Genomic DNA, 14,821 nt, shown 5'->3' with positions numbered 1-14,821 from the left:
TATGCGATGCTTTTTAAAAAGGCTTAAGTTAAAAAGTGTAAGAAATTACTCGATTTTAAGTGGGCGAACCAAGCCTAGTAATTGATAAACAATAAATATTGTTGCTGCAAACATAATACTGCTTCTCAATGCACCAAGACCCGCAAGAGCCATCGCGCCAGTCACAAGCAAAGCAATACAAGTCACTGCACAACTTACGCAAAGACCTTTACACTCCTTCTTATTGCGAGCATAGCAAAGCAATCCGACAACACCTGAAATAGCTAAAATAGGTAGTAAATAAATCATTGCGAACCTCCATCTGTAGCTTTTGAGAAAGTATACTCAAAAACCCAAACAGGTCAATGATATTGAGAATTATTTTCATTTAAAACCAATTCCGCTCGACGCCTTCTATTTCATATAGGGCGAAATCAGCAAACTGCTCAGCCAGCTCTGCTTTTAAATAAGGCATTGATACTGAACCAGAAGCAAGTTGTATATACAAGCTTTTAAGCTGTGATCGGCGCATTAAATAAGTGCTTATTGTGGTGACACTTTGTGCTTTATAGATTTCAAAAACACGATACTGCACACCCAGCATGCCGGTTTTAAATACGGCAAAAAAGCGGCCGTCATGTTGATACATAGCCACACCCGTTTTTTGATAATTCAAAAACACACCGATCATCAAAACTAAGCCCACGACAATGCTCCACAGCATCGTAGCAGCATCAAATAAGGCATTGAAAATTAAAGCAGAAAATATAGTAGGTAGGAGCACATATAAAAACGTATTCTTATAAAGTAAAGCGCGCTCAGGCTTAACAAAGTTAAGCTCTGTTAAATCAACAAACCATGGAAATAACCAGCCACACACGGCTTGCACTTGCTCTTTGGTGATTACTGGCATCACTAACGTTTGTTTATTTTTATGTGCCGCAACCCCAGCAGCCATACCACCACTACTCACTTGTGGGCAAATTAAGGTATAGCGATTAAGCAGCCGAGCAATAATATTTTGCTTGATTTGCACACTTTGAATTTTCGACACGCTGATCGAGAGTTGCTGGCGCTCAAATAAACCTGCCACACGCTTAAACTTATCGTCCTGAAAATACAGCTGAAAGTTAAAAAAGCGCACCAAGGCCATGACAACAGAAAGTAAAATAGCACATAAAACAATGGCAACAACCATGATTAACACAGCGATTGCAGCGGCACTACCAACGAACGCAGCTTGCTCATTCAGTATGGCCTCTAGGCGGTTTATAATGGTTTTTTCGAGGTACTCAAAAATCACATTCATAAATGGAGCAAGTGCAGCCAATGCCAATATTGCCATGTTCGACATCAAACCAAACTTAGCAATTTCAGCATTGCTGATCGTTAATGTTTTCGGTTTATCTGTTGCTTCGCTCTGCTCAATAGACGGCTGTTCTTGCTGTTGTAACTGAGCCTTAAATTCCATAACTTGTTCACGAACTTGCTCGGCATAGCTAAGCTTAACTCCCGGGATCACAGCTTCTTGAGCACTACTACCGGCGGCATCGAAAATACAATTAACTAAATTAACTGGCTGAAAATAAAAAGGTTCGGCAATGTTTACGTTCTGTACTCGAGCAAATTTTAGGGTTAGCCGCTCTTTTTTAAATACCCCTTTATTGAGCAGTATTTCGTGACCATCCGTTATGCGGTATTTAAAATTACGATAATAAGCAAAGGCATACAGCACTAAAACTAAAGAGGCCACGGCAACAGCTATTTGCCCCCAAAACAGCTTTTGCTCAACTTGCGTAACAAATAACACCAAAATAGGCAGTAAATTAAGCAGCCCATCTTTTATGAAGCGCAGTGCAAAGTGAACAATAAAATACAGTAGCGCCCATGGCGACACGCGTTGCCATTGTTGATCACTCATCGGCAAGCTCATTTTCTTGAGTTGCTGCATTATCACCATAACTTTGCACGAACTGGCGGACATCATTGCATTGTTCGTCCGTTAACCCACTGATATGTAAATCAGCACTCATGCCACCGGCACTGTAAAGCCTGAGTGTTGCGAGTCCTAACTTTCGCTCAATTGGGCCGCGATGAATTTCGGTGTGTTGCACACGAGAAATAGGCAATAAGGTGATTTGTTGCCAAATTAAACCTCGCTTAAAGGCAATATCATGCTCTCTTACTGCCACCCCTTTGGCGCGAACGCTGTAAAGGTTGTAAACCATTGACAGTATTACCAACAATGGCAAAACCAAAAGCCAAGGTGTAGCAATAGCTTGGCTAATGGCTGGATTAAAGTGCCGTACTGTAATGATCACGGCCATTAAAGGCACATAAAACAACAACCAATTTAGTTGTACATGCCATATCGCATTATCTGCAAGTGGTTGGAATTGAATCGTTTGATGCTTTGGTAGGGTTTCTATTTGTTGATTACTAAACACGGTAATTCCTTGTAAAGGCCAGCTGTGCCGGCCTTACGTGCTAACACTGAGTTATTATATGTTATAAATTATACCCAGCGTAGTTTTGTTGCAAGTGTGTGGCTTGCTCCTGGTGCAAGTTCAACACTATCATCAAGGACATTAGCCGCTTCTAAACACAGCATGACGTGATATTCGTCATCAGCAAAATTTGAAAGACGTTTTGATTTATCAATCCATGGGTTCCAAAGTACACACGATGTTGAATTTTCGCGGCCTACTTCAATAATGCCATCAGGTGTAATGATACGCTGAGTGTCTTTTGCTTCGGTGTAAACCATGTCTGTTTCACGCGCGAACGACACTAACTCATTTTGCTCAAATGGACCTTCAGCAAATTCGATGTATTTCGCGCCTTGCAGGCCATCTACTTTTGTTTCTTCAATTGCTGGTGTTGGGAAATACGTGTGCAGTGCTTGAGTGAACTGTACAGTTTGGTTATCTAAGTTTGTGGTTGTTAAACGTAGCTCTAAGCTAGAGGTTAAAATAAACTCGGCCAATAACTTAGTTTTATAAGGCCAATACTTTTCATCAACTTGCGTCATCGGTAATGACAAGCTGATATAAATAGAATCGTCTTGTTCTTTCACTTCTTCTGCGCGCCATAAACTTGTGCGAGCAACACCATGAGCTGGCCAGCCTTCATGTTGGCTTACTCCGAACCATGGCCAACAAATCGGAATACCGCCTCGCACACCTTTGCCTTCTTGGTAATCTTCTAATTCTGAGACCCATAATAGTGGCTTTTTATCGGTTGGCGTGAACTCAGTGATCTGCGCACCTTGCAGAAAAATAGTAGCGCTACAAAACTCACTAGCAACTTTAATAAATTCAAGCCCGGTTTCACTTTGCTCAATCGTAACTGATGGCGATAACTTCATAATTCGTCCCATTTAATGAAAGAAAAATCCACCTTACCCAATGCAGTGGCTTTTAGTAAATAATATTTAGTTATTTGTATAAATTGTTTTACTACAAAGTGATGGTGTCACCTCGTAGTTGCATTTTAAGTGTTAACAACAATTACTCCATCTAAATTTCAACTTTTATGTTTTAATTTCTACTCTAATTAATAAATAAACACGATAACAACCTTTATGGCCGCAAATTATAAGCCACATAGTTATTATTTATTTGAACTCAATTTATTAGATGTGTAATATTTTGCGATTGCGGTTGTTCCACGCCGCCTTATTTAAGAGACAGAAACATGCAAAAGTATGACGAGCTACTAGTGTCGCTGCGCAAAGTGATCAGAGCCATCGACCTTCATTCAAAACAGCTCAATAAAACCTCAGGCTTAACAGGCCCACAATTACTGATTATGAACGAGGTTGCACAAACCGATGGCATCACCGCTAGTCGCATTGCACAAAATGTAAATCTAAGCCCAGCGACGGTTACCAATATCTTAGACCGTATAGAAAACCGTAACCTGATCACTCGTGTACGTAGCCAATTAGATAAACGCCGAGTTAGTTTGCATCTAACAGAAGCGGGTAAACAGCTACTAGATCAAGCACCTCAGCCTCTGCAAGAACACTTCATTGAAAAGTTCTCTGCACTTGAAGAGTGGGAGCAAAGCTTATTACTTTCATCAATGCAACGTATTGCCGCAATGATGGATGCAGATCAGCTTGATGCTTCACCACTACTTGAAGTTGGCGCAATCACCAAGACATTAGAACCACAGTAAAAATTAAAACTGATTGATTAATATTAATTTTCTGTGGCTAGTCTTGGGTTCAGCATGAATATCAACTATGCTTGGTAGTACCCATTCCAACACTAGCGAAAATTCATGCTTAAACTATCAAAGTTAGCCCTCGCAATAGCCTTGGGCACAACTTCAAGTCTTAGTCAGGCATCTGAAATTGATGACCTTCAAAAACAGCTGCAGTTACTGAAACAGCAAATGCAGCAACTGCAAAGCAAACTTGATGCTGCAGAAGAAAAATCACAGCAACAAGCCGAGAAACAAGCGCAAATTGATGTACAAGTAGCAAAGCAACAAAAGCAACTTGAGCAGCAAACAGCGGCTGTTGAAGCTCCTAAAAAAGAATCTGGCATTAAGGTTGGGGGTGCAGTACGTACCAACTTCAGCCATACATCCTATGACGATGGTAATAAAAACCGCGGTGGCGACTTCGACTTTGACATCTTCAGACTAAATTTTGCAGGCGATGTCGGTGATGTGCAGCTTAACGCTGAGATCCGTTTTTTCGATTACATGACTGCAGTTAAATATGCCTATGCAGCCTATGACTTTGCTGAAGACTGGCAGGTGCAGGCAGGTATTACCAAAGTGCCTTTTGGTAACTGGCGTTTTACAACTCGCACAACTATTTCTTTGGCACTACTTATTATATAGGTCTTGAAGATGATCATGATTTAGGTGTTCTATTCAAGCGCAAAATTGCTGATAACTGGCAAATTGATCTCGGCTTTTTCAAAAATGATGAGCTAGGTGGTGTTGATGGTTACGTAAGCGACAGAAGCGACCGCTACTCATATGATGTTGTCGGTTTCCGCTCTGCTGATGAAGGTGTTTATGCCGAACCAACCAATCCGATTGGCGAGTACAATACCTTCTCTGGCCGTTATGGCTATCATTTTGAGCATGACGGCGGCACCACCGAGCTAGGTGTTTCTGCGTTATCAGGTGGTTTGCATGACGGCGAAGACAAAGCCGGTGATTACTACGCTTGGGCTGTGCACTTAAACAGTACTATTGGCCCATGGAACTTCCAGCTCCAGCATGGTGAGTATAACTACGATATCGACAACGTCGACCGTATGGCTGTGGGTGCTTATGCGTTTTACGATAGCATTGCCGCAGAAGCAACCATGACTAATGCCAATATCGCTTACAGCCTGCCTGTAGAGTGGGGTCCGGTAACAAACCTGCAGTTTTATAATGACTACGGCATTATTTATGACAAGTCAGATAACAGCGAAGATACATGGATGAATGTAACAGGGGTATCTGTTGCCGCAGGTGGCTTATTCACTTATTTTGATTTTGTACAAGCGAAAAACCAACCATTTGTTGGCGGCTCAATTGCTGGCGACAGCGACGACACTGAAACTCGCTTCAATATCAATATTGGTTATTATTTCTAGAAATAGCCAAAAATAAGACCTACAAGCCCAGTTTAAACTGGGCTTTTCATTTGTTTGAAGTAAGTTTACCTATAGTGTTAGCTAATAATATTAAGCTGAGCTAAAGTTAAATAAACAACATGGTGTAGACTATGTTGCTAAAACCAATAAATACAAACCACCTTGATCATAGGTATCGAGCAAGCACTACAACGATTTAAGTTTTATCAGGCCCAACTTTATTGATGAATGTGAGAGCGGCGTTTAACGCCTATAAAAATGGCTGCTATCAATTACTCGGGTTATTGATGGTGGGTTTAGGTATCATAGGTATTGCATTACCTGTGATGCCTACGACTATCTTTTTTATACTAGCATTGGCGTGCTTTACCCGCTCATCACCCAAGCTTTCTGCCTGGCTGCTAAACCACCCAAGATACGGCCAACCGTTAAGGTTTTGGCAAGAGCATAAGGTTGTCCCTACCCGCGCTAAGTTATTAGCAGGTTTTGGTATGGCTATCGGATATGCTTTTTTACTACAAAGTACCGCGCCAATTTGGGTGATGTATCTTGTGGCAGTGATTGAATTGAGCGTATTAGCCTATTTAATTAACCGCCCATCTGCGCCCAATAAACCAACCCTAATTCAAGTTAATATAACCACACAGATGCGCTTGATGTTGCTTGCCTGTTTTCTCAGCTCGCAGCTAGCAGTTATGGCTTATCTCGCTATTCATTTCTAGCACAAAGAAATGTAAAGAACGTAAACCTGCTTGTTATCAGTAATACAAATCATTATCATATTTGTATCTTTAACGAATAAACCGCATTATGTTCTCATTTAACAAACGCAACTTTTATAGCGTTAGCCGTGCCTTGCATATATACCTTTCAACGGCCTTATTCTTTTTACTTATTTTATTTTGTGTCAGCGGCATCATCCTTAACCACGTTAGTTGGCTCGAAAATGATAAACATAATGGTCAGAACCAACTACTTGTTTCTGCTGAGTTATTTGAAAAAGCGCAAACAAACCTCGACACATTGCCAAGCCTTTACCCTGAAATAGAACAATACATGCAACAGCAGTTTTCACTCAGCAATGTAAAAAGTATTGAGTGGGAAAAAGAAGATGCCTTGGTGATGCTCGACTACCCGCTTCCGGCTGGCTTTGCCTACGCCGAAATCGATTTTCAAACCGGTGAACTTAATATTGATTATCAAACCGGTGGCTTTATGAGTCTGATCGGCGACTTACACAAAGGCCGCCATACAGGTGAAGCATGGAGCTGGGTGATTGATATTTCAGCTGTTTTGATGATTCTGTTTGCTGTCACCGGATTATTTATTCTCTTTCAAAACCGTAAAAAACGTGCCGCAGGTCTTTGGTTAACGCTTCTTGGTGTTGCCACGCCTTTGGTTATTTATCTAGTTTGGGTGCCTCAACTTAAAGGAGTATCTTAATGAAACAAGCCCACTTACTCGTTGCTCTACTAATTGGCTGTTTATTCAGCCCACTGAGCTTTGCAAAAGATCCCAACCTCACCGTTGAATTTACCTTACCTGAGCTAGATGTTTCTCCATATCATCGCCCTTACGTGGCGTTATGGCTAGAAACACCTGAACGTAAACACGTTACCACGATTGCACTTTGGGTCGAAAAAGCTGAATGGTTTAAAGACTTACGTCAGTGGTGGCGAAAAGCCGGTCGTAGCAACGACAACTTTGATGGTGTGACAGGTGCAACAAAACGCCCAGGTACTTATACGATTGAATGGCAAGGTAAAGATTTAAAAGGTAATCCAGTTAAACCTGGCAGCTACCTACTTAATGTTGAAGTTGTACGTGAAGAAGGTGGTCCAGATTACACCCGCGTTGAAATCGACTTAACAAAAGACGGCAAAGTCACAATTAAAGGCGAAAAAGAGTTCGCGACTAGCTTTGTTACCATTACCAGTAATTAAGGACAAACAATGAAATTAAAATTATTAAAAACAGCGCTGATCGGCGCTGTGACCTTCACAGCACTTGCATCTGGCTACGCACAAGCACATGCCCGTTGGTTAATGCCATCTCACACTTCTTTATCTGGTGAGAAAACTCACTACGTGATGATCGATGCCAGTATTTCTAATGAGTTATTTAGCCCAGATAAAGCATACCGCCCAAAACAAAAAGGCGCTGAGTATGACGACAACCTATTAATTGCTCTTGCTCCAGATGGTAAACCGGTTGAAGAAACAATTCGTGCATACTACTTAAAACGCAAAAATTCTGCTGCAGTAAGTTTAACGCAAGACGGTACTTACCATATTGCTATGCAGCAAAAACCAATGCTGATGACTTTCTATAAAGATAAAGACGGCAATCGCGGTCGTGTGTTCGCAGGTAAAAAAGAAGCAGATCTACCAGCAGGTGCAACCGACGTGCGCACTGTAAAATCAATCGCAACAGTTGATACCTTCGTTAGCCGTAATGGCACTTCTAAGCCAACATTACTTGGTCAAGGCCTAGAAATTTCAGGCCCTACTCACCCGAACGATCTATTTGCTGGTGAAGAAGCTAAGTTCCAATTATTAATGGATGGCAAACCAGCTGCTGACGTTGAGCTTGCTATTGTTCGTGGTAGTGCACGCTACCGCAATGAACGTGATGAAGTGAAAGTAACAACCGATAAAAAAGGCTTCTTTACGGTGACTTTCGCTCACGCCGATATGTATCTAATTGAAGCATCTGTTGATCAAAAACCAACAGAAGCAGATATCGATAACGTACGCTACTCATTATTCACAACGCTTGAAGTAGCGCCTGAATAATACAGCTGATTAGGCCTCAATAAAGGCCTAATTCGACTTTCGAGGAAGACTGTAGTCAACCGTGTGATCGCAGCTACCGTCTTTCTCGCAATCATTTACCCCATCACCATCAACATCCCAGCTTGGGTGCATGCCTTTTAATGTACTTTTTACGACGCTGATATCGGCAGTAAATTCACTTTGCTCATCACGGCGCGCGGCATTGCGCATCAAAAATACCCGAATCACATAATCGCCATTATCAGGAATTGTAAGCTCAGCATGATCACCTTTTGCTGTAATTAACAAACAAAGCGGTTGGGTTGCCTTTCGGTAAAATATTAAAATAGTTGCTAGAGTTTGAAGGTGTAAAATCAACCGTTAAGATAGCGCCTTTATTAAGGTTAATTTGATATTCCAGCATCTCATAACCTTTAATTGTGTCTTTAACTTGCCAGCTTTGCTGCACCGCAATATCTGAAGCTAGCAACTCATAATGACGACTATTTGGTAAATTTTGTTCGGCAAACACCAAGCTACTCGTAACCACCGAAAAACAAAACCCTATTAATAACAACAACTTCATATTCAACCTCCTTTTAAATTCTTTTTTAAAGAATGATAAACGCTAATTTTACAATTTTTAATTCTTTTAAAGTGAATCTATAGTTACTCCATCGCAGACACACTGCTTAACTAAACAGGATACCTACTATGAAACTTTTTACTTTAATCTCAGCTCAACCACACTTACAAAATATTAGCACTTTATTGGCACGTATTGGTTTATCGGCCATCTTTTTACTAACCGGCTTTAGCAAAATAGAATTCTTTGATGCAACAGCACAGTACATGGCATCAGTAGGTTTACCAGAGTTCTTACTGCCGTTTGTGATTGCCTTTGAAATTGTTGGCGGATTATTTATTTTACTGGGCTTTTTAACACAACTAACCGCTGTCGCTTTTGCTGGTTTCAGCCTAGTGAGTGCTTTGTTATTCCACTTTCAACTTGATGATCAAATGCAGTTTTTAATGTTCTACAAAAACATTGCAATGGCAGGCGGCTTTTTAGCATTGGCCAGTGTCGGTGCAGGCAAAATCAGCCTAGATCAACTAGTGTTAAAACGTAGTCAGGCATAACATTTACCCCAGCCAATAACCTAGGTTGTTGGCTGAATTTGTTTTTAAGAGGGCGCGAATATGGCAACGTTATTAACAGCAACCAGCCATGATATTGGTGGGCTCGATGTAAAACGCATCTTGCCTCATTTTGACAAAAAAATGGTTGGCCCATTTATCTTTTTTGACCACATGGGGCCGAATCACTTTCCTCGCGGTGAAGGCATAAATGTGAGGCCCCACCCTCATATTGGCCTGTCAACGCTCACTTATTTATTTACTGGCAGTATTTACCATCGCGATTCGCTAGGTAATAGCCTGCAAATAGAGCCCGGCGATGTAAACTGGATGACCGCAGGTCGCGGGATAGTGCACTCAGAAAGAGAAAGCCTTGAAGTACGGGCGAGTGAGCACGACATTAATGGTCTGCAATGCTGGGTTGCTTTACCTGAGAGCATGACCGAAATAGCACCACGCTTTGAGCATATCAAAAAACAGCAGCTGCCTGAGAAAATCGAAAAAGGCGTGCTGATGCGACTCATTGTCGGTGATGCCTATGGTTTAAGCTCCCCGGTGAAAAACTACTCACCGATGTTTTATGTCGATACGGTAGCCGAGCAAGGTAGCCATATTACTAAACCGCATCCTCATCATGAAACCGCCGTGTATGTTATTTATGGTGAAATTAGTGTGGGTGATACTCGCTATACCCAAGGCGACTTTGTGCTACTTGATGACAGCGAACACGAAATAACGACACTGGTGCACAGCCGCTTTATTTTACTTGGTGGCAGTAAATTTAATAAAGTCCCGTATTTACACTGGAATTTTGTCGCTTACAGCAAAGAGCGCATAGAGCAAGCAAAACAAGATTGGCAAGCACAGCGCTTTGCAAGCATTCCTGGTGATGAGCTTGAGTATATTGAGTTGCCCACTGCTAAAAAGTAAACTTTTTCAGCATTTACAGGTACTATTAGGCAGTTAAGTAAGCAAAGGAACATCATGCTAAGAATTACGCTAGAACAGTGGCGCATGTTTCGTGCTGTTGTTGAATTTGGAGGCTTTAACCAGGCCTCACAAGGCATTCATAAAAGCCAATCGAGTATTCATAATGCGGTTGGTAAAATTGAATCTGCACTCAATGTAAAATTATTCAGCATTCAAGGCCGCAAAACCGTGCTCACTGAAGCCGGCGAAATGATGCTACGGCGTGCCAATTACTTACTCGATGAAGCCGCTAAGGTTGAGGCTATTGGGCAAACCTTGGGGGAGGGTATCGAAAGTAAGTTACGCATTGCCGTTGATGCTATTTTCCCACAACAATTGCTTTATAAAGTACTTAACGACACGTCATCGCAATACCCGCAACTGCGTATTGAGTTGCATGAGTCTGTACTAATGGGGGGCAATGAACTGCTTGAAAACGATCAGGTTGATATTGCCATTACCGGCTTTCCAATTGCGGCAAACTTTCATGAAGAGTTATGTGATATCGAGTTTATTGCCGTCGCCCATCCAGATCACCCTTTGCATGCGATAGAGCGTGAAATCACCCTCGAAGATTTAAAATCACATCGCCAAATTGTGGTTCGCGATTCAGCGAATAAGCACAAACAAGATGGTGGCTGGTTAGGTGCCGATCAGCGCTGGACCGTCACTCATATGCGCACGTCGATTGATATGATCAGTAATGGACTGGGCTTTGCGTGGTTACCAAAAGTCGCGATAGAAAAACAACTTGCGACTGGGCAAATGAAAGCTCTTAATTTAACCCATAACAGCAGTCGCAGCGCTAAATTACATTTGCTCTTTAAAGACGGTGACAAACTGGGCCCGGCAGCACGCGCATTTCTTGGCGAGTTGCGTTATCAAGTGATGGAAAATCTATAGCTTCAAGGGCGTTTCAGCAATTCCTTTAATGCCCGGCTCAAGAATAAACACGCCACCACTGTGCGGGTAATCAGCGAGTACTGAGTCTTCGAGCCCTACTGCCGCTGTTGTCACCGCGAGATGCGTGAGCTCTTCACCAACAAATGCGACACTCGTAACACGTGGGGCGGGCAAGCGAATAAACTGCACCTGCTCACCGCTTGGAGCAAAACGATACACGCCATAACCATTCCATGCAGCAACCCACAGATGATCTTCGCTATCAACGGTCATACCATCAGGAAAACCCATATTATCAGTAAAGCGAATAAACTCGTGCTTATCAGCAAGCTCGCCATGCTCATTCAGAGTAAAGCGGTAGATTGTTTGTTTATCTGAGTCTGTAGAATATAGAAACTGGCCATTTTTACTTACCGCGGGGCCATTGCTAATCGTGTAGTCATGATCAACTGCTGTTGGAGCCTGACCATGACCAAAACGGTATAACTTGCCACTATTGGTTTGCTCTTGAGAGTCCATTGAGCCGAAAAAGCCAAAGCCTTGGCGAGACGTTTTGCCATCGTTTAAGCGGTTTTGAGAGGGTTCGTGATCAATTGCATAAAGTAGTTCGCGACTAAAGTCTTCGCTATTTAGCTTATAAACGCCTTTGGCAAAGCCTGCAACTAACTCTGCTTGCTCGGTTTCCATCACCCAACAAATTGGTTCTGGCATGGTAAACTGGCTAACGCGCATTGATTGACAATGCAAACGAAACAAACGCTGCCCTAAAATATCGACCCAAAATAAACAGTTATGCGCCTTTGCAAAATAGGCACCTTCACCTAATTGGCATTGGCTAGAAATGACTATTTTAATGGTGTCATCGAGCATTGGCTTCATTACACAAAAAGCTGAACTATTCTCATTCTATCTGTGTATGAAAATAAGTGCTAGACCAGATAAACCCGCAACCAGCAAGATGATGCCGCGAATGGCCTTTTCATTGAGGTTATTGTTGATCACAAACGACAAGCCCCAGCCAATTAAAATAGCGGGTAAGCAGAAAAAGAACAGCTTCACATCGGCCATATCGGCAGAACCTGTCAGCATTAATACAATAATGCCAAACAGGTTTATAAATACAAAAAAGGCACTCAGGTTTGCTTTAATTTTGTCTTTATCTTCAGCTTGATAGAGTAGCCCCATTGGCGCGCCACCGGCTGACGTTGTGGTACCTAAAAAACCCGACGACATTGACGCGAGTAAGCTAGTAATGGTGGAGATTTTCGGTTTCATACCTATGATGGATAATGCCACCACTACCAAAATACTCACACCTAGCAAGAGTTGATACTGCTTCGCATTGACATACCACATCACCATAGCGGCAAGGATAACCCCTACGGCCCCACCAATAATGGAAATGCCCGTCTGTTTCATGTCTATCGCGCCGCGGTGTTTAATCATTAACACCGAGGTTAAAAACAGCGCATTCAAAATCATTGGCCCAGGCACCAGCTCTGGCATTAGCCAGTAAAGTACAGGCACGCATAACATACCTAAACCAAAGCCAATAACACTTTGCAGGCAAGCGCCAATAATCAGAATTAAATAAACAAGTACAAAGTCGGTCAAACTTTCTTACCACCTTCCTAAGTATTAGATTCAAATGTTTAAAATAATTATTTATTATTATAGTACTATTTGGATCGTGTAAAATTTTTTCTTTGGTTTAATTTAATTTAAAGCAACTAACAATTTAATTAAGTCCAACCCGCATCCACTATCAGTGATTGTGCTGTCATCATGCGGCTGTCATCAGCAGCTAAAAATAACGCGGCATTCACTATATGGTCTGGTTGTATTGTTTCGTTAATACACTGACTTAAACGAACATCTTCAATCATTTCTGGGGTTAGCCAATGAGTCATTTGGCGCTCTGTCATCACCCAACCCGGAACCAGTGAATTCACACGAATATTGTCTTTACCATATGAAGCAGCTAATGAACGGGTTAAACCTTCAATTCCCGCTTTTGCGGTTGTGTAGGCTGGCATGCCTGTTTGCTTAATACGCCAACTTACCGACCCCATATTGATAATGCTACCGCCGCCCAAGCGCTGCATGTGTTCAACTACAGCTTGCGATGAAAAGAAACACGGGCGCAAGTTAACAGCAAACTTATCTTCCCAATATTTCACATCCATATTCTCAGCGGCATGGCGGGTGTCATCGGCTGCGTTATTAATTAACACACCAATGTCACCCTGTTGCTGACGCGTTTGCTCAATGACCGCTTTTAAGGCTTCTACATCACGAATATCGCAATGGATAAACTGCGGGTCAAACTCATATTTACCAGCTAATTTAGCGCATAACGCATCGCTTTGATCAGTTGCAATATCAACAAAGGTGACTTTCGCGCCCTGCTCGCAGAACCGCGTTACCATTACTTCACCAATTCCCGATGCACCACCAGTAATAAACACACTCTTACCACCAAGGCTTGGGTAAACTGTTTTTAGCTCGTTTGAATTTGGCATGATAACCTTTTGTTTTAAAGTAATTACAACGTCAAGAAGCGATACTTATTGAGCCGCTTCTTTATCAGCGATTTCTTTTTCAATAAACGCCATTGCTTCATCAATCATGTACGTCATCATGTTTTTAGCACGTTCAGGATCGCCGCTCGCAATCGCGTTATACACTTTAAAGTGCTCTTCAGCGATAGCCTTTTTATTACCCTTAGCAGGTGTAGTATGTTGAATACTTACGTGTAATGCGGTGCGAATAAAATCACGTAATTGATAGAAAAAACGGTTACCACTGGCATGTAAAATTGCTGTGTGGAAGGCAAGGTCTGGCTCATGCATTACGCCTTCTGGCTCTTCTGCTGCCGCTTGCATTTTATCGAGTGCCATTTTAATTTCTGCAATGGCTGCTTGGTCACCTTTTCTGGCTGCAAGTGCTGCTGCTTGCGGCTCAATCGCCAAGCGCACTTGTAAGAATTCTTTAAGTACGTAAAGCGATGGGCTGCTTTCTAACAACCATTTTAATACGCTTGTGTCGTATAAGTTCCAGTTCTCCGCCGACTCAACACGAATACCTTGTCGTGGACGAGAAGAAATCAGTCCTTTTGCAGCAAGCATTTTCACTGCTTCACGAACAGCTGTGCGGCTAATACCATACACTTCACAAAGTTGTGCTTCGGTTGGTAGCCCCGTTTCAGTGTTATAATCACCAACAATTATTGCTTTACCAAGCTCATTGGTAACTTGTTGTGATAGGTTTAAATTTTCTAAACGCGCCATGTGTGTTCCTCAAAAGATCTGAGTAATATGATACATCTATAAAGCTATTCCGTCATCCTGGAAATAATTGATTAAAATCAATAACAAGCAAAAAACAGCCTAATACAAGTGTCTATATTTCAAACAATACAGTCACCATTTTACCTACAGACTGTCACCT

17 protein-coding genes and 2 pseudogenes are annotated in these 14,821 nt (G+C 42.0%); 9 read left to right on the top strand and 10 right to left on the bottom strand.

What is annotated here, in order from left to right:
- Nucleotides 1–45: 45 nt before the first annotated feature.
- From ACRWSG_RS09550 to ACRWSG_RS09535, 4 genes are all read right to left on the bottom strand, one after another.
- Complete coding sequence (locus ACRWSG_RS09550; RefSeq protein WP_054552301.1) at nt 46–288, bottom strand: hypothetical protein; 243 nt, start codon at nt 286–288, stop codon at nt 46–48.
- Nucleotides 289–367: 79 nt separating this feature from the next.
- The gene (locus ACRWSG_RS09545; protein WP_228482630.1) at nt 368–1,930 is read right to left on the bottom strand and encodes a PH domain-containing protein; all 1,563 of its coding nucleotides are present in this window, start codon (nt 1,928–1,930) and stop codon (nt 368–370) included.
- A complete protein-coding gene (locus ACRWSG_RS09540; RefSeq protein ID WP_054552299.1) occupies nt 1,893–2,426 on the bottom strand; it encodes a PH domain-containing protein in 534 nt (177 codons plus the stop codon). The genes ACRWSG_RS09545 and ACRWSG_RS09540 overlap by 38 nt, the downstream gene beginning before the upstream one ends.
- Before the next feature lie 68 nt (nt 2,427–2,494).
- A complete protein-coding gene (locus ACRWSG_RS09535; protein ID WP_138599104.1) occupies nt 2,495–3,346 on the bottom strand; it encodes a D-hexose-6-phosphate mutarotase in 852 nt (283 codons plus the stop codon).
- A 329-nt stretch (nt 3,347–3,675) separates the two neighbouring features.
- On the opposite strand from ACRWSG_RS09535, the gene ACRWSG_RS09530 reads away from it, so the two are divergent.
- The 6 genes and pseudogenes from ACRWSG_RS09530 (at nt 3,676) to ACRWSG_RS09505 (ending at nt 8,383) form a co-directional block, all read left to right on the top strand.
- Nucleotides 3,676–4,161: a MarR family winged helix-turn-helix transcriptional regulator gene (locus ACRWSG_RS09530; protein WP_138619611.1), complete on the top strand. Its 486-nt coding sequence runs from the start codon at nt 3,676–3,678 to the stop codon at nt 4,159–4,161.
- A 105-nt stretch (nt 4,162–4,266) separates the two neighbouring features.
- Nucleotides 4,267–5,588: pseudogene (locus tag ACRWSG_RS09525) on the top strand (porin).
- A 224-nt stretch (nt 5,589–5,812) separates the two neighbouring features.
- Nucleotides 5,813–6,202, top strand: a pseudogene (locus ACRWSG_RS09520) (YbaN family protein); the annotation flags it as partial.
- A 196-nt stretch (nt 6,203–6,398) separates the two neighbouring features.
- Nucleotides 6,399–7,031, top strand: coding sequence for a PepSY-associated TM helix domain-containing protein (locus ACRWSG_RS09515; RefSeq protein WP_054552295.1), 633 nt, complete (start codon nt 6,399–6,401; stop codon nt 7,029–7,031).
- The gene (locus tag ACRWSG_RS09510; RefSeq protein ID WP_462166148.1) at nt 7,031–7,531 is read left to right on the top strand and encodes a DUF2271 domain-containing protein; all 501 of its coding nucleotides are present in this window, start codon (nt 7,031–7,033) and stop codon (nt 7,529–7,531) included. The genes ACRWSG_RS09515 and ACRWSG_RS09510 overlap by 1 nt, the downstream gene beginning before the upstream one ends.
- Nucleotides 7,532–7,540: 9 nt before the next feature.
- On the top strand, nt 7,541–8,383 hold the full coding sequence (locus ACRWSG_RS09505) for a DUF4198 domain-containing protein (RefSeq protein ID WP_462166146.1): 843 nt from the start codon (nt 7,541–7,543) through the stop codon (nt 8,381–8,383).
- A gap of 27 nt (nt 8,384–8,410) precedes the next feature.
- Here ACRWSG_RS09505 and ACRWSG_RS09500 read toward each other — a convergent pair whose 3' ends face one another.
- Nucleotides 8,411–8,671 carry a hypothetical protein gene (locus ACRWSG_RS09500; RefSeq protein WP_462166145.1) on the bottom strand — a complete coding sequence of 87 codons (261 nt, stop codon included), beginning with the start codon at nt 8,669–8,671 and terminating at the stop codon, nt 8,411–8,413.
- Nucleotides 8,649–8,948, bottom strand: coding sequence for a hypothetical protein (locus ACRWSG_RS09495; protein WP_462166144.1), 300 nt, complete (start codon nt 8,946–8,948; stop codon nt 8,649–8,651). Before ACRWSG_RS09495 ends, ACRWSG_RS09500 begins: the two co-directional genes overlap by 23 nt.
- Nucleotides 8,949–9,076: 128 nt before the next feature.
- On the opposite strand from ACRWSG_RS09495, the gene ACRWSG_RS09490 reads away from it, so the two are divergent.
- The 3 genes from ACRWSG_RS09490 to ACRWSG_RS09480 are packed head-to-tail and all read left to right on the top strand — an operon-like array spanning nt 9,077 to nt 11,371.
- Nucleotides 9,077–9,502, top strand: coding sequence for a DoxX family protein (locus tag ACRWSG_RS09490; protein WP_054562973.1), 426 nt, complete (start codon nt 9,077–9,079; stop codon nt 9,500–9,502).
- A gap of 60 nt (nt 9,503–9,562) precedes the next feature.
- Complete coding sequence (locus ACRWSG_RS09485) at nt 9,563–10,429, top strand: pirin family protein (RefSeq protein ID WP_337116659.1); 867 nt, start codon at nt 9,563–9,565, stop codon at nt 10,427–10,429.
- A 54-nt stretch (nt 10,430–10,483) separates the two neighbouring features.
- Nucleotides 10,484–11,371, top strand: coding sequence for a LysR family transcriptional regulator (locus tag ACRWSG_RS09480; protein ID WP_063700873.1), 888 nt, complete (start codon nt 10,484–10,486; stop codon nt 11,369–11,371).
- Here the strand turns inward: ACRWSG_RS09480 and ACRWSG_RS09475 are convergent.
- The 4 genes from ACRWSG_RS09475 to ACRWSG_RS09460 all read right to left on the bottom strand — a co-directional run bounded on the left by ACRWSG_RS09475 (nt 11,366) and on the right by ACRWSG_RS09460 (nt 14,661).
- The gene (locus ACRWSG_RS09475) at nt 11,366–12,250 is read right to left on the bottom strand and encodes an SMP-30/gluconolactonase/LRE family protein (RefSeq protein ID WP_462166142.1); all 885 of its coding nucleotides are present in this window, start codon (nt 12,248–12,250) and stop codon (nt 11,366–11,368) included. The genes ACRWSG_RS09480 and ACRWSG_RS09475 overlap by 6 nt on opposite strands.
- A 27-nt stretch (nt 12,251–12,277) precedes the next feature.
- On the bottom strand, nt 12,278–12,985 hold the full coding sequence (locus ACRWSG_RS09470; RefSeq protein ID WP_055198542.1) for a sulfite exporter TauE/SafE family protein: 708 nt from the start codon (nt 12,983–12,985) through the stop codon (nt 12,278–12,280).
- A gap of 128 nt (nt 12,986–13,113) precedes the next feature.
- Nucleotides 13,114–13,893: an SDR family NAD(P)-dependent oxidoreductase gene (locus ACRWSG_RS09465; protein ID WP_462166141.1), complete on the bottom strand. Its 780-nt coding sequence runs from the start codon at nt 13,891–13,893 to the stop codon at nt 13,114–13,116.
- Nucleotides 13,894–13,938: 45 nt separating this feature from the next.
- The gene (locus ACRWSG_RS09460; protein WP_054552285.1) at nt 13,939–14,661 is read right to left on the bottom strand and encodes a FadR/GntR family transcriptional regulator; all 723 of its coding nucleotides are present in this window, start codon (nt 14,659–14,661) and stop codon (nt 13,939–13,941) included.
- Nucleotides 14,662–14,821 lie beyond the last annotated feature (160 nt).

This window comes from Pseudoalteromonas sp. GB43 (assembly GCF_054923805.1).
Note: the sequence above shows the minus strand (reverse complement) of the source record. Positions and strands in the feature narration are given on the sequence as shown.

Excerpts from the sequence above, each read along its gene's own strand:
- ACRWSG_RS09535 (WP_138599104.1), bottom strand. The coding sequence starts at position 3,346 with ATGAAGTTATCGCCATCAGTTACGATTGAGCAAAGTGAAACCGGGCTT.
- ACRWSG_RS09490 (WP_054562973.1), top strand. The coding sequence starts at position 9,077 with ATGAAACTTTTTACTTTAATCTCAGCTCAACCACACTTACAAAATATT.
- ACRWSG_RS09550 (WP_054552301.1), bottom strand. The coding sequence starts at position 288 with ATGATTTATTTACTACCTATTTTAGCTATTTCAGGTGTTGTCGGATTG.
- ACRWSG_RS09515 (WP_054552295.1), top strand. The coding sequence starts at position 6,399 with ATGTTCTCATTTAACAAACGCAACTTTTATAGCGTTAGCCGTGCCTTG.
- ACRWSG_RS09475 (WP_462166142.1), bottom strand. The coding sequence starts at position 12,250 with ATGAAGCCAATGCTCGATGACACCATTAAAATAGTCATTTCTAGCCAA.
- ACRWSG_RS09485 (WP_337116659.1), top strand. The coding sequence starts at position 9,563 with ATGGCAACGTTATTAACAGCAACCAGCCATGATATTGGTGGGCTCGAT.
- ACRWSG_RS09480 (WP_063700873.1), top strand. The coding sequence starts at position 10,484 with ATGCTAAGAATTACGCTAGAACAGTGGCGCATGTTTCGTGCTGTTGTT.
- ACRWSG_RS09495 (WP_462166144.1), bottom strand. The coding sequence starts at position 8,948 with ATGAAGTTGTTGTTATTAATAGGGTTTTGTTTTTCGGTGGTTACGAGT.
- ACRWSG_RS09510 (WP_462166148.1), top strand. The coding sequence starts at position 7,031 with ATGAAACAAGCCCACTTACTCGTTGCTCTACTAATTGGCTGTTTATTC.
- ACRWSG_RS09460 (WP_054552285.1), bottom strand. The coding sequence starts at position 14,661 with ATGGCGCGTTTAGAAAATTTAAACCTATCACAACAAGTTACCAATGAG.
- ACRWSG_RS09465 (WP_462166141.1), bottom strand. The coding sequence starts at position 13,893 with ATGCCAAATTCAAACGAGCTAAAAACAGTTTACCCAAGCCTTGGTGGT.
- ACRWSG_RS09505 (WP_462166146.1), top strand. The coding sequence starts at position 7,541 with ATGAAATTAAAATTATTAAAAACAGCGCTGATCGGCGCTGTGACCTTC.
- ACRWSG_RS09545 (WP_228482630.1), bottom strand. The coding sequence starts at position 1,930 with ATGCAGCAACTCAAGAAAATGAGCTTGCCGATGAGTGATCAACAATGG.
- ACRWSG_RS09530 (WP_138619611.1), top strand. The coding sequence starts at position 3,676 with ATGCAAAAGTATGACGAGCTACTAGTGTCGCTGCGCAAAGTGATCAGA.